Source organism: Nicoliella lavandulae (genome assembly GCF_037546185.1).
Lineage (GTDB): Bacteria > Bacillota > Bacilli > Lactobacillales > Lactobacillaceae > Nicoliella > Nicoliella lavandulae.
In genome coordinates, this window is sequence record NZ_JAWMWH010000001.1 from 1,223,629 (window position 1) to 1,238,129 (window position 14,501).

A 14,501-nucleotide genomic window follows, 5' to 3' on the forward strand; every position below is an offset into this window, starting at 1 on the left:
TAATCGACGAACTAAGGCTGAAATACCATACCACTAAAACATTAATACTAAAGGCATTAAGGATATCTAGAAGTACTTATTATTATATTAGATCAATCCAAAATAAGCCTGATAAGCACGCTGAAATCGCTAAAATTATCAAGGATATTAAAGATAAAAATAAATCCTACGGATATAGAAGAGTGTGTTTAGAATTAACTAATCGTGGATACCGTGTTAACCACAAACTAGTATTAAAGATAATGAAAAAGAATAATTTACTATCTTCATCATATTCAAGAAAAACACGTAAGTATAATTCCTATCGTGGTCAGGTTGGAAAACTTAAATCAAATCAATTAAATCGAAGATTTAATACTGACAGACCATATCAAAAGCTCTGTACTGATATCAGTGAATTCAGATATGGAAATTGTGATATTAATCATCGTATTTATCTTTCACCTATTATGGATTTATTTTCTGGTGAAATAATATCCTATAACATTAGCAGCCATCCAAATATGAACTGTGTTATGAAACCGTTGAAAGAAGTTATTCAATTAGTTAAGGATTTACCATACAGAACGACAATTCATAGTGATCAGGGAGCTCAGTATCAAAGTCATATCTGGCAAAAAGAGCTTAAGAAGAATAAGATATTTCAAAGTATGTCCCGTAAGGGGAATTGTATAGATAACTCACCTATGGAATCATTTTTCCATATTATGAAAGCTGAAATCATGGACTGTAATTATGACTTTAAAGAAGATTTAATGTCGTCAATGAAAATATGGATTGATTATTACAATAATCATCGTATTAAAACAAAACTAGGCGGAAAGTCACCGGTTCAATACCGGAAACTTTCCGCCTAGGAAAAACAATATAATAATGTACAACTTTTGGGGTGCACATCAAATAAAGAATCGTCATTCTATTTTTTAACATGTCAATTGCCTCCGTAAAATTAATTTATGATTAGAATAATACACTGTTTTTTAATAATGTCAATTAATAGTTATTATTTATTTATAAATAAACAGTTATAAATGCTGATTTTAAAGTAATCAATGCAATCTAGAAACTATTTAATCTTATTTTAATTTAAAATGAGATTGTAATTAAAGTTAATCATTAACTAAAGTAATAAAGGACTACTCCAAGATTAAATTAAAGTAGTCCTTTCAAAATTATTGATTTAAATTAGCTCTTAAGTGCTCCACTACTTCTTTTGTGGGGGTCACATAGAGTGTTGACTGTCCTTCATAAGTTACGAAACCAGGTTTAGCACCATTAGGCTTTTTAACGTAGCGGTCCTGCACATAATCAACGGGAACATTAGCCGAATCACGTCCCTTGGAGAAATAAGCAGCTAGCATGGCTGCTTGGACCAACGTTTCTTCACTGGGGGCAAATGACCGAACAATAACGTGGGAACCATGAATCTTTTGAACGTGCATCCAGATGTCTCGTTTATCCGCCGTTTTCATAGTTAATTGGTCATTTTGCAGGTTATTCTTACCCACTAGGATAATAGTGCCATCATCCGCTTTAAATTGCTCAGGCTTGCTGATTTTACTGCGGGCGGCCTTCTTCTTATGATTTTGATGCTGGCCCTTTAAATAACCGCCTTGTTTCAATTCTTCTTTAATATCATCTAAGTTACTAGGGTCGGCCAATTCAATTTGTGAGAGGATACTTTCAAAGTACTTAATTTCAGCTTCAGTTAAGCGCATTTGTTCACTAACGTATTGAATCGCATTTTTCTTTTTTTGATACTGTTTAAAGTACCATTGAGCGTTTTGGGAAGGCGTTTTATCAGGTGCTAATTTAATCTTGATGGGATTATTATCATCGTAGAAGTTAGCAAGTTCTACCATTTTAGCGCCATGTTGGACTTGATTGAGATAGGTCGTTAAGATCTCACCTTTGATGCGATAGTCATCAGCGAACTTAGTATCATCTAGAGTCTTCGCTAGTTTTTTAAGCTTAGTCCGGTTCTTCTTTAACTCATTGCGAGTCACCCGGATCAAAATGCCACCTTGTTCTCGCACCCGATCCTTTTGCGCCTTTGTTTGATAGTAGGCATCTAATAGTTGACTGAGGGATGCGTATTGCTTAGTAGCATTCGTTGGATCAACTGGTTCAAATGCTAAAAAGTCAGGTTTTTCTGTATCAACTAAAGTGGGGGTAGGGTGGTCAAAGTTGGTAAAGAATTTTTGAAAACCATCCATTAAGTTAGTGGATTGATGAAGGGCTAGTGCTAATTGGAGCGATGTATCTTTACCTAGCCCTTGAAACGTCTTTCGAAGCGCCGTTGCTAATACGTCTTGATTGGGATATTGGGTCGTTAATTCCTTTAACTTTGCGGCATCATTAAATTTAAACGGGTCGATCAAATCTTGTTTAGGTGGATTAATATATTCGGAGCCGGGAAGGACCGTCCGATAACGACTCTTATCCGGGCCGATACGCTTGATGGAATCAATGATTTGGCGATCAGAGCCATCGACTAAGATGATGTTACTATGCCGGGCCATGATTTCTACGATCAAGACAATTGACTTTAAGTCACCAATTTCATTTCGAGCGGTGAAATGAAATTGCATTACCCGATCATTAGCAGATTGAGTTACTTGGGTTAGAATACTACCACTTAGGTATTTCCGTAGGGTCATATTAAAATTAGTAGGAACAGCTGGATTTACATAGGGGATGGCTGTTACTTGGACCCGTGCATAACTAGGATTAGCAGATAATAACACGGGATAGTTTTGATGATTGGATCTAATCGTTACGATAATTTCATTGGGATAGGGCTGGTTAATTTTAGAGATACGGCCCCCCTTTAATTCATTGTTTAGTTCGTTTACCATTGCATGGGTAAAACTTCCGTTAAAGGACACTTAAAATCACTTACTTTCGAAAAAAATGTATAACTACATTATAACAAAAAAATAGGGCGATTATTATTCGAGCAACTTTTAATGGTATAATTAGGACTATAATTTACAATTTAAAGGATGGATGCATGAATGAAAATTGCAATTGTAACCGATAGTACAGCTTACTTATCATCGGATGAATTAACGAAATATAATATCCATATTCTACCAATTTCAGTTATTATTGATGGGCAGACTTACGATGAAGGGGTCAATATCAATACTGCTGAATTTTATCAAAAGTTACAATCTGCGCATACGTTTCCAAGTACTGCTCAACCAGCCACTGGGAAAATCATTGAACTATATGATCAACTAGCTAAAGCAGGGTATGATACCGTCATCAGTATCCACTTAGCCAGTACCATTTCTGGATTATACGGTCAAATCAAAACATTAGCCCCAACGATCAAGAATATTAATGTGATCCCTTATGATTCTAAAATTACAGTTAAATTAATGGGTAACCTAGCCATTGCAGCTGCTCAAATGGCGGCAGCTGGTAAGCAACCAGATGCAATCATCGCTGAATTAGACCGGATTCGGGCTACGATTGATGAAATCTTTATCGTTGATGATTTGAAGAACCTTGTAAAGGGGGGCCGATTGTCAAATGCAGCAGGGATGGTTGGGAGTCTTTTACACATTAAGCCACTGCTAACGTTTGACGACCAAAGCGATAAAATCGTTGCTTTTGATAAAGTCCGTACTAGAAAGCGAGCATTAAAACGGGCAGAGGAAATATTCCAATCAAGAACTGCTAATTTAGATTATCCGTTAAAGGTCATTATCATTAATGGAAACGACCCAGCAGATGGTCAAATTTGGGCTGATCAAATTAAAGCATTACGTCCAGACATCACCGTCACGCAAAGTTACTTTGGGACTGTGATTGGTGCACACCTGGGTAATAAGTCATTAGCATTAGCGTGGATGATTGACTTTGATAAGTAATGATATTGTATTTTTGTTAATTTAATCACAAAAATAGTAGGAATCGAATTGTGATTTAAAATGTTTTTTGAATTCGTTAGTAATAATTCATGATTAGCCAATCATCATTTGGATAAAACACGAACTATTTAACTAATCAATATGTATAGCATTCGGTATTGATTAATTTAGTTATCCAGTGTAGAATTAAAACTATTGTGATGATTTTAACAATTATTGCAAAATCAGGAGTAGGGATTAGCGCGTCAAGTGCCATTGGAACGGAATGTGAACTTTGGACGAAAAACGAGCGTTTGCGATGTTAATCCCGCATTCGCCACAATCATAGTGGCAGCTCTATATTTTAGGAGATGTCTCTTTTGCATACACAAAAGAATATTTTTGCAAAGCCTAATACTAGTGGGATTGCGATTTTAGGTTTATTGACTGCAATTCGATTAGTATTAGGGAGTAGTTTGTTTACGTTTGGGAACAATTACATTCAATTTAGTTGTGCGTTTATCGCAACGTTCTTTATTGGAATGTGGTTCGGACCATTCTGGGCAGCAATTATTAGTGGGTTCGCTGATATCTTTTTAACACTAACGTCTGGGCAACTATACTTTCCAGGTTTTACGTTATCAGCAATCGTTGGTGGAATCATATTTGGAATCTTTTTCTATCAACGCAAGCCAACCCTTAAATCAATCATAATTTCGCAACTATTGGTAATCGTGATTGTTAACTTATTGATGAATACCACGTGGGTCGTAATTTTGAATCATATCCCATTTGAAACGATATTTGTGCCAAGATTAATTAAGCAAATATTTACATTCATTATTCAAGTGTTGGTATTGTATGCAATTACCAGAAATAAAACGATCACTAACTTAGGTAATCGCTTTAGAAAATAAATTAATCAAATGCCATCGGTTTTTAAACCGATGGTTTTTTAGTTCTGATTGATCAGTAGGTGGAGCGTTGGTTTGAATTAACACTTATTACTTTACATAATATGTATTATCTGAAGTTAATTAAAATAAAAATGAAAAGCTAACTCTAAATTAGCTTTTCATTCAGCATTAACACTAAACAATATCCATCTAATATAAACTAGTCATTAACTTATCAAATACACGGGTTGGTAAAATTGTGTGTAATAAGATTAGCGTTCTAGCACCACGTCCTACTAAATATCTAGCTCTGGGATGCTTTGATAATGCGGCTTTGGTAATAACCTTAGAAACAACCATTGGCCCAGATAATAATTTTGATTGGTATAATTTTTTAAAGCCTGCAGCAGCCTTATCGGCCGTTCGAGCGTATGGCGTATCATGAGCAGATTGTTTAAGATGATCAGCAGCAATAATTCCCCAGTTAGTCCTAATCGCACTAGGTTCAATGATTACTACATCAATGCCAAATGGCTTAACTTCCATTCTGAGCGCATCGCTAAATGCTTCTAATGCGTACTTAGTTGCGTGATACCAAGCACCCATGAAACTCGTAAAGCGCCCACCCATTGAAGATGTATTAATAATTCGGCCTGATCGTTGCTTTCTCATATATGGCAATACTTGCTTGGTAATTGAAGCTAAACCAAATATATTAACATTAAATTGTTGTTTAGCTTCTTTAATTGATACCGCTTCAATGGGACCGTATGATCCGTATCCAGCATTGTTAATTAAGATATCAATTCGACCTTCGTTATTGATAATGGTACTAATGGCGGTACTAATTGACTGCTCATCAGTAATGTCTAAGCTAACTGGTACGACCCCGAATGATTTTAATTCAGCTAGTCGTTCTACTCGTCTAGCGGCCCCATATACTTTATTGCCATCCTTAGCTAATAGTTTAGCGGCTTCGAACCCAATCCCACTACTGGCACCGGTAATTAAAATAACTTTCATTATTTGGCATCCCCCTTTTATTGATATTTTAATTTTAACCTATAATGACAAAAAGGACGACTAGAAATTAATCTAATCGTCCTTTATCATCAGATCATTATAGATAGTGCATCCCACCATCGACCATGAATGATTGTCCCGTAATGTATTCTGTTTTTGGATTAACTAACCATGAAACTAAGTTAGCTACATCAGCGGGAGTGGCTTCTCTTCCACGACCAATTTCAGTTAGTACATCGGCTTGTTGTTCTGGGATGGAAATGCCCTTGATTGCAGCCGTCCGTTTATCGATAGCATCCCGCATTGGCGTTCTAACCACCCCAGGATTGTAGGCATTAACGGTAATGTCATCTTTTGCCAATTCCTTAGCTGCAGATTGGGTCAAGCCCCGAATACCAAACTTAGAAGCTGAATAAGCACTTTGTAGAGCAGATGCTTCAACCCCAGCTAGTGAAGCTGCGTTCACGATCCGCCCACCGTGTCCTTGCTTCAAGAATTGCTTAGCTGCAGCTTGAATCCCCCAGTAAGTTCCCTTTAAGTTAACGTCAATTAATCGTTCGAAGTCCTTTGGATCAGAGTCGACAAAGGATTCGATGAAGGCGATCCCAGCATTGTTGACCCAGACCGCTAATTCACCAAGATCATTGATAGCATTAGTCAATAGATCAAATACTTCATTTCGATTAGCCACATCCAATTGATAGGCCTTAGCCGTACCACCAGCTTCGTTGATTTCATTAGCAACTTGTTCAGCTGTAGTTGGATTAATGTCTGCTACGGCAATTGAATAGCCTTCTTTAGCTAATTGATGGGCAATGCCAGCTCCAATTCCTTGACCTGCACCAGTAATTACTGCTAATTTTCCCATTATGATTACCCCTTTCAAAATAAAAGAACCCATCATCCTAAAATTAAGGACGAAAGGGTTCTTTTCCGCGGTACCACCTTGATTTGATAATACAGTCATTATCACACTTCAGATATAATTAATATCCTAACTCAATAACGGGAGTTCCCGATGTTACCTAGCCATTGGTTCAGCAACATTTACCATCATTAGACCATCTTCGGTTAGGAATTATTAATGCCTTCCACCATCTACACCTCGCTGTAAATAATTGCACTAACCTACTCATCTGTTAGTTTCGTACTATTTAATTATTACCTTCATTATAATGGCTTTAAAATGAAAGTCAACATTATTATCTCATCATTTTCTAATTATTTAGCAACTAATTTACCACCGCCGGATAACTTGTAGGTTTGTCCATTGAGCCATGAATTAGCTTGGTTACTCTTATCATAGTAAATGGTGTGCCCATTTGATTTAATGTCTTTGATTGAAGCCTTACTACCACTTAATGCGGTAATGTATGAATCCTTTGTAACGTTCCATTGGCTACTACCGTCTAAGCTGAGTTTAGTGGTCCCTTTAGCATCACTACTGTTGATACTACCAGTCAAGACACTATTATTCTTTAAGGCTAGGTTGAGCGTACTGCCACTAGCTACTTCGATGTTGCCGGTCAAATGTTGTTTAGTAGCGTTGAAAGTTAAGTTACCACCGTTGCTACTACTGCTGCCCCATCGATCTCCTGCAAGCCGGATCAAGGTATCGGAAGCATTCGATAATTTAACATCCCTTAAATTGACCGTAGCCTTTGTGTTAGTAACGTAGAACAAAGCTCCCGTATGGTTAGTTGTCCCCTTTGAGCCTGATGCGACCTTAGAAGTTAATGAACCGCCCTTCATGGTAAAGGTGGCGTTTCCACTATCAGCATCTCCAGACATACTTTGGTATAACATGACCCCATTGTTTTGGTTAGCTGTTAGGTGAGAGTTAGCTACATTGATCGAATTATCACCTTCAATTACAGCTGCTTCAGCACCACTAGCGTTCCCTTGGACGTTTTTCACGCTAATTTTACCAGTGGAGTAGATAATGGGTGAGCCGTTACCAGAAGTTTTTAGGTTCCCGGTATTCAATACGACCGTCCCACCACCACGATCATTGGCTAACGTAGCTGAGTGACTACCCTTAGTAGTAATATTAGCGTTATTGGCGATGATGGTTCCCTTTTGGGTCGCATCTAGACCACGGGATGAGTCCTTACTAGTATTGATCTTAGCATGGTTCAACTTAATGGTCGCGCCACTGCCCGTAGCGAACACTCCGTTGGCTCCGTTAGCATTAGTCGTTTCATTTAAGTTATTGACGGTTGCCGAAGCCCCCTTAGTCACTAACAGCCCAGCATTTTGACCATAAAAGTTACTATTATCATCACTGGTCGTGTTTCCAGTCTTATTGATCGTGGCGGAATTTAACGTTAGTTTGCCACCGCTTTTAACGTAGACACCAGATTGATTAGCATTCGTTGCACTAACTTTAGCATTACTAATCGTTTTTTGGGTACTAACAACTTGCTTTCCCGCTAGCTTGGCGTTGCTACTGCTGCTGCCTGCTGGTTTAGCGGGTGGATTCGTCGTTGTCGCATGGACTGCGGGCATATTTTCTGTAATTGGAGTGGCGGTGAACCCCAACAACGTAGCGCTTAATAGGATTGAGGTTAAAATGCGTTTACCGTATTTTTTCATTGTAAGAACCTGCCTTTGCTTAATTAATTATTATTTGAGGTTAATTTAAAGCTGCGTCAATCAATTACTGATGACTTGGTTTAAATTGTTAATATTATATCTGTAATCTAGTGATAACCAAAGCTAATTCCCCCGATTCAAACAAAGCTTATCATTCATAACCAAACGTTTAACATCTTAAAAAAATAGCAACTAAATTCAGATGAATTTAGTTGCTATTATATTAATGCTTATTTTTTATGCTTTGCCGGTAGCTTGTGATTACCCTTTGGGGCACCCTTAGGCGCTTTGCCCGGCTTTTTACCCTTTGGCATCTTGCCCATCTTTTTCATCTTGGGCTTTTTTGTATGCTTAGCAGTGGCGGCGTTAGCATTAGTTGAATGAACCGCAATTGCAGTGGTAGCCGTTGTCCCCACCATCACCGTTGCTAATAACATTGTTGAAAGGACCTTTCGCATTGATTGTTTCATTATCTTCACTCCTCATTAAAAAGTTAATCTGGTCATTGACCAATTAACATTATATGTGAAGTGAAACGAGAAAGTAGCTTTTTAGTTGATAATAAAATGAAACTTAAGTATCGTTATTAATTATTTAAGCACTTAAAAAAATACTAATAATTAGCCAAAATCAATCGTATCAAAGATGTTGCGCTTAGTAATTTCATCTAAGCCTAAGTAGTGCAAAGTCATCGCCTCACTAGAGTGATTTAGTGATTGCATGACCAATGCAATATTATGATTAGTTTGTTCATAAAGCCGATATGCCCCCGTTTTACGCATCGTATGCGTACCTAAGTAATCAATATCTAATAATTCACCAGTCCGCTGCATAATCTTATAAAACTGGTTCACTGTAATGTGTTTGTTGGGATACATGATCGATGGAAATAACCACTCGGAAGTTTGCTGACGATCACGAAGCAGCTTGCGTCGCCACTGTTGATAAACTAATAAGTCGTTAGCGACAGGTTTTAAATAAAGCCGATTTTGTTTACCAGTCTTTTGATCATGAATATAACTACTGTCCCTTAAGATGTCATATTCATCAAATACATCGGAATATTTTAATTTCATCACGTCACTACACCGGAGTAAAGTTGCCTTGCCTAGTTGAAAAATCATGTAATTTCTAGGCCCGCTTTTAGCAAAGTTGTTTTTCAGCGTATCCTCTACCTCCAATAGGACCTGATCGTCCTTAATTGGATATACTTTTTCTTCTGCCATTGTTAAACACCACCCGCTTTTTATTATATCACTATTTATTGGTTATTTTTAAAAACAGTGATATAAAAATAAGCATATTTTAATAGCGTTGATTTAACAGCATTTACATCTCACGGTTAGGTACTAACCGTGATATAGAAAAATAGTAATCGAATCAAGGTAACATCCTCAGACGCGCTGAGCCATCGACTTCAAGCATTAAGATAATCACTTTATCGTAGTCGATTGATTAAAATAAAAAAGCCATCGGATAGTTTATCCAATGACTTTAAATGGTTCAGCAATTAATCTGTAATTATTTTGTGCCCCAGTGTTGTTTCTTAAAGGCTTCACGACCGCCACTTTCTTCGATCACATAACGGAATGGATCTTTCTTGTAGAAGTCTTGGTGGTAATCTTCAGCTGGGTAAAATGGTTTAGCATCTTCGATTTGAGTCACAATAGGTTCATCAAACTTGCCACTCTTTTGTAAATCTTCCTTAGATTGTTCAGCAATCTTACGTTGTTCAGGACTATTTACAAAGATAACTGGGCGATAACTGTCACCACGGTCTTGGAATTGACCGGAAGCATCAGTTGGATCAGTTTGTTGCCAGTAAATTTCGACTAATTTCTTGTATGAAATTTTACTTGGATCGAACGTAATTTTGACTGCTTCAGTATGGCCAGTAGTGTGACTACATACTTGTTCATAAGTTGGATTTGGAACATGGCCACCCGTATATCCTGAAACGACCTTTTCAATTCCAGGAATCGTGTCAAATGGTTTTACCATGCACCAAAAACATCCTCCAGCAAAAATAGCAGTTTCCATTAAGCATCCCTCTTTCTATGATTAATTTATATTATTTAAAGTATTTAAGGTAATCGCCGTAGCCCGCTTCTTTTAGTTTATCAACGGGGATGAACTTAAGGGCAGCGGAATTAATACAGTATCTTAAGCCACCACGGTCTTTAGGGCCGTCTGGGAATACGTGACCCAAGTGGGAGTTAGCATCCTTGCTCCGCACTTCATTTCTAACCATCCCATATGACGTATCTAGGTTCGACTTAATATTTTGGTCATCAACGGGTTTAGTAAATGCAGGCCACCCACATCCAGAATCATACTTATCTCTAGATGTGAATAGTGGTTGACCACTAACAACGTCAACATATAAGCCGTCTTCAAAGAAATTATCATATTTACCGGTAAATGGGGCTTCGGTTCCGGCATTTTGTGTTACATTATATTGTTCGCTAGTTAACTTACTTTTATCATAATTTGGCATTTTTTAAATCCCCCCGAATAATTATATCTTACACTACATATTATAAGTTTAAATAAATTGGCACTAATTGCAAACAATATGCTTCAGTGATCTTAATTATTCTTAGGGTACAAATTAACCAGCCCTAAGCTGAATCGAACCGCTTAAGACTGGTTAATAATGAAAATGGTTTTAATTATTCAAATGCTTCAGTTAATGGAGGCACCACTTGTTTCTTACGTGATACTACATCAGGTAGGTTCATAACGCCTTCATCGTTCAAACTACCATTAAATGCTTTTTCAACGGCAGTCTTAGGTTCACCAGTAACGATCAATGCAGAGTTACTGTCCAATACGTTAGTAACCAATACTAAGTAAAGGTCGAATCCATTAGCATCGGATGCCTTTTGCATTGCGGCTTTGATTTCATCAGTCCGCTTCAAAATATCTTGAAGGTCAACTACATTGATTTGGTCGATACGAACGTTCTTGCCACCCATTGTGAATGACTTAGCGTCTTGGTCAACTAATTCGTCAGCAGAACTAGCATCAACATTAGTACCAGCCTTAAGCATCTTGATACCGTAATCCTTGTAGTCAACATCAGCAATCTTAGCTAATGCTTCAACTGCCTTACGGTCAGTATCAGTAGTGGTTGGTGATTGAAGTAATAATGTATCTGAAATAATCGCAGATAACATTAAGCCCGCCACCTTAGCAGGAATTTCCACGTTTTCTGATAAGAATAACTTGTAAATGATCGTACTAGTACAACCTAGGGGTTCTTCTAACATGAAAAGTGGCTTTTCAGTTTCAAAGTTACCAACTTTATGGTGGTCAACAACGTGGGTGATCGTAAGGTCCTTAATGTCACTGACACTTTGTTGGGCTTCATTATGGTCAACTAACATCACGGAGTCTACTTCTGGCTTAGCAGCAGTAATTACCCGTGGGGCTGGTTCGTCAAAGTAGTCTAATACGAACTTAGTTTCATCATTTGGTTCGCCTAATGCAACGGCTTCAACATCGTAACCTAATTTAGTTTGTAAATATGCATATGCTTTTGCAGCATTGATTGCATCTGTATCTGGATTTTGGTGTCCGAAAATTAATTCTTTACTCATTATGATTGCTCCAATTCTATTAGATAATTTATAATGATGCTTCTATCTTATTTTATCACTTTTTGTATTTTAATTTAAAGCTTTTTGAATAGAAAGCGGTTGTCCCTCTGATTTAACATCGATGATAAACGACCCATTCGAGTATCGTTCACTCATCGGATGATCAGCTGGGACTACATCGTGGACCCGCCGATGATCAGTATAGATATGCAATGGTGCATTTAAATCAGTTTCACTAACGGTTACAAAACTAGTGATGGTGTGCGGATTGGCCTTTAGTGCCTTTAAGATAATTACGCCCCGCCGGCCCCGGCCAGCTAGTGGAATCTCATTAACAGGGAGGTTTTTATAGCCACCGCGTTGCGTAACGATTGCCATGATATCATCAGCTGTTGCTAACGTACAATTAGCAACTTGGTCATCGTCCTTTAAATCAATAGAGCGAACCCCAGTACTCTTTGCTCCACTAAATGAGACTTCTGACAACGCATATCGAGTAGCCAAGCCTTGTTGACTCGCAACAACTACTTCTAAGTTATCTACGTTCATACTTGGATCAATATATTCAACGTTCAATACGGATGCGCCTGGATGCTTCAGCTTTTCATAGACACTAGCATGACTCTTATAAGTCCGGCCTGGTAAGAGCTTTGCAAATTCAGTTAACTTCACATATCCATCACTAGTGGCGATCAAGTAACTACCAGTAGCCTTTAGGTTTTTGAACGCAAAGGTCTTGATGATCTTTTCATCATTGGCTAACCCAATGGTTTGTGAAATGTGTTCGCCGGTATCCTTCCACCGCGTATCCGTAATTTTGAACACGGGCCGGTAAATCAAATGCCCTAAATTAGTGAACATCATTAAGTGATCTCTAGTGTTCAACTTACGCATGAAGATGGGATGATCATCGGCTTTTAAACCGTTCTCATTGGCTTCAGAAGCCCGGTAAGAACGGATGCTACTGCGTTTGAGGTACCCATCATCACTAACTAAAACAACTACATCTTCGTCTGGCACCGTGACCTTAGTACTGATCTTAAGGTTTTCAATTTCAGCTTGAATGACACTTTGCCGAGGAGTAGCGTATTGTTTCTTAATGGATCTGAGTTCGTTTCTAAGCACTAGGTCGAGTTGCTTAGCATCCCCTAAAATCGTCTTGTAGTTATCAATACGCTTAGCTAATTCTTCAGCTTCCGTATTTAGTTGTGTAACGTCCGTATTAGTTAGGCGATAAAGTTGTAAGTTCACGATTGATTCCGCTTGTGCCCTTGAGAAATCGAATTGCTCAATTAAATTATCACGAGCAGCGGACTTATTGTTACTAGCCCGAATCGCCTTAATGACATCATCTAAAATGGACAACGCTTTGATCAATCCTTGTACAATCTCTTGTCTATCCAAGGCCTTGTCTAAATCAAATTGGGTCCGTTTTTTAACGACTAATCGTTGGAAATCCAGATATGATTTTAACGCATGTTTTAAAGATAGGCGTTCGGGACGCATATCATCAATGGCGACCATGTTGAAGTTATATGAAATCTGTAAGTCGGTGTTCTTGAAGAGATAGTTCAAGATCCCCTTAGCATCAACGTCGCGTTTTAATTCAATTGCGATCGATAGCCCGTTACGATCACTTTCATCGCGGACTTCAGCAATTCCTTCGATTTTCTTGGCAATTCGAATTTCATCGATTTGCTTTACTAACTGAAGCTTGTTCACTTCATATGGAATTTCAGTCACCCGAATTAACTTTTTATTGCCCCGTAATGTTTCTAATTCAGTTTTAGAACGGACTGCGATTCGACCTTTGCCCGTTTCATAGGCCTTCTTGATTTCATCGATTCCTTGAATGATTCCACCAGTGGGGAAATCAGGGCCCTTAACATATTTCATTAAATCGTCTAGGGATGCATCAGGGTGTTTTTGTAGTTCGATCACAGCATCAATAACTTCACCTAAGTTGTGCGGTGGAATTTCAGTGGCATATCCAGCTGAAATTCCAGTGGCCCCATTCACTAATAGGTTCGGGAAGCGGGCAGGCAGGACTACTGGTTCGTACTCAGTATCATCAAAGTTCAATACCCACTCTACGGTATCTTTATCAATATCGCTGAGCATTTCACCAGCGATTTTACTGAGCCGCGCTTCGGTATACCGCATTGCAGCAGGTGGATCACCATCCATTGACCCATTATTCCCGTGCATTTCAATCAATGGTTCTTTTAGCTTCCAGCCCTGACTCATCCGGACTAGGGCTTCATAGATCGAGCTATCACCGTGAGGATGAAAATTCCCCATGACATTTCCGACTGACTTAGCAGCCTTTCGGAATCCTTTATTGTAGGTGTTTCCATCTTTGTTCATTGCATAAAGGATCCGGCGTTGAACTGGTTTTAACCCATCACGAACGTCTGGTAACGCCCGTTCTTGAATGATTGATTTTGAGTAGCGGCTGAACCGTTCACTCATAATGTCTTCAAGCGTTAAACGTTCGATCGTTTGTCCATCTTTCAATTAAGTTG

The 14,501-nt window shown here is 38.3% G+C and carries 13 protein-coding genes, 1 riboswitch and 1 other annotated feature; of the genes, 3 read left to right on the forward strand and 10 right to left on the reverse strand.

Annotated features, from left to right (window positions below):
- Positions 1-2: 2 nt before the first annotated feature.
- On the forward strand, positions 3-857 hold the full coding sequence (locus R4146_RS05590) for an IS3 family transposase (protein WP_339960627.1): 855 nt from the start codon (positions 3-5) through the stop codon (positions 855-857).
- A 315-nt stretch (positions 858-1,172) separates the two neighbouring features.
- On the opposite strand, the gene R4146_RS05595 is transcribed toward R4146_RS05590, so the two are convergent.
- Positions 1,173-2,888 carry an NFACT RNA binding domain-containing protein gene (locus R4146_RS05595; protein WP_339960435.1) on the reverse strand — a complete coding sequence of 572 codons (1,716 nt, stop codon included), beginning with the start codon at positions 2,886-2,888 and terminating at the stop codon, positions 1,173-1,175.
- A gap of 129 nt (positions 2,889-3,017) precedes the next feature.
- On the opposite strand from R4146_RS05595, the gene fakB reads away from it, so the two are divergent.
- Entirely contained in the window at positions 3,018-3,881 is an 864-nt protein-coding gene (gene fakB, locus R4146_RS05600) for a DegV family protein (RefSeq protein WP_339960436.1), read from the forward strand.
- Between the two features lie 224 nt (positions 3,882-4,105).
- Positions 4,106-4,202: riboswitch (THF riboswitch) on the forward strand.
- A gap of 38 nt (positions 4,203-4,240) precedes the next feature.
- Positions 4,241-4,777, forward strand: a complete 537-nt coding sequence (locus R4146_RS05605) for a folate family ECF transporter S component (RefSeq protein WP_339960437.1) — start codon at positions 4,241-4,243, stop codon at positions 4,775-4,777.
- Between the two features lie 189 nt (positions 4,778-4,966).
- Here R4146_RS05605 and R4146_RS05610 read toward each other — a convergent pair whose 3' ends face one another.
- From R4146_RS05610 to parC, 9 genes are all read right to left on the reverse strand, one after another.
- On the reverse strand, positions 4,967-5,779 hold the full coding sequence (locus R4146_RS05610; RefSeq protein ID WP_339960438.1) for an oxidoreductase: 813 nt from the start codon (positions 5,777-5,779) through the stop codon (positions 4,967-4,969).
- Positions 5,780-5,876: 97 nt separating this feature from the next.
- Positions 5,877-6,647, reverse strand: coding sequence for an acetoin reductase (locus tag R4146_RS05615; RefSeq protein WP_339960439.1), 771 nt, complete (start codon positions 6,645-6,647; stop codon positions 5,877-5,879).
- A 42-nt stretch (positions 6,648-6,689) separates the two neighbouring features.
- Positions 6,690-6,928, reverse strand: a binding site (T-box leader).
- A 72-nt stretch (positions 6,929-7,000) separates the two neighbouring features.
- A complete protein-coding gene (locus R4146_RS05620) occupies positions 7,001-8,374 on the reverse strand; it encodes a hypothetical protein (protein ID WP_339960440.1) in 1,374 nt (457 codons plus the stop codon).
- 230 nt (positions 8,375-8,604) lie between these two features.
- A complete protein-coding gene (locus tag R4146_RS05625; RefSeq protein ID WP_339960441.1) occupies positions 8,605-8,844 on the reverse strand; it encodes a hypothetical protein in 240 nt (79 codons plus the stop codon).
- Positions 8,845-8,994: 150 nt separating this feature from the next.
- The gene (locus tag R4146_RS05630) at positions 8,995-9,600 is read right to left on the reverse strand and encodes a tyrosine-type recombinase/integrase (protein ID WP_339960442.1); all 606 of its coding nucleotides are present in this window, start codon (positions 9,598-9,600) and stop codon (positions 8,995-8,997) included.
- A gap of 295 nt (positions 9,601-9,895) precedes the next feature.
- Entirely contained in the window at positions 9,896-10,414 is a 519-nt protein-coding gene (msrA, locus tag R4146_RS05635; protein WP_339960443.1) for a peptide-methionine (S)-S-oxide reductase MsrA, read from the reverse strand.
- A 31-nt stretch (positions 10,415-10,445) separates the two neighbouring features.
- A complete protein-coding gene (gene msrB, locus R4146_RS05640) occupies positions 10,446-10,871 on the reverse strand; it encodes a peptide-methionine (R)-S-oxide reductase MsrB (RefSeq protein ID WP_339960444.1) in 426 nt (141 codons plus the stop codon).
- Positions 10,872-11,046: 175 nt separating this feature from the next.
- Positions 11,047-11,976 (reverse strand): manganese-dependent inorganic pyrophosphatase, encoded by a 930-nt coding sequence (locus R4146_RS05645; protein ID WP_339960445.1) that lies wholly within the window; start codon positions 11,974-11,976, stop codon positions 11,047-11,049.
- A gap of 69 nt (positions 11,977-12,045) precedes the next feature.
- Positions 12,046-14,493: a DNA topoisomerase IV subunit A gene (parC, locus tag R4146_RS05650; protein ID WP_339960446.1), complete on the reverse strand. Its 2,448-nt coding sequence runs from the start codon at positions 14,491-14,493 to the stop codon at positions 12,046-12,048.
- Positions 14,494-14,501: the final 8 nt, after the last annotated feature.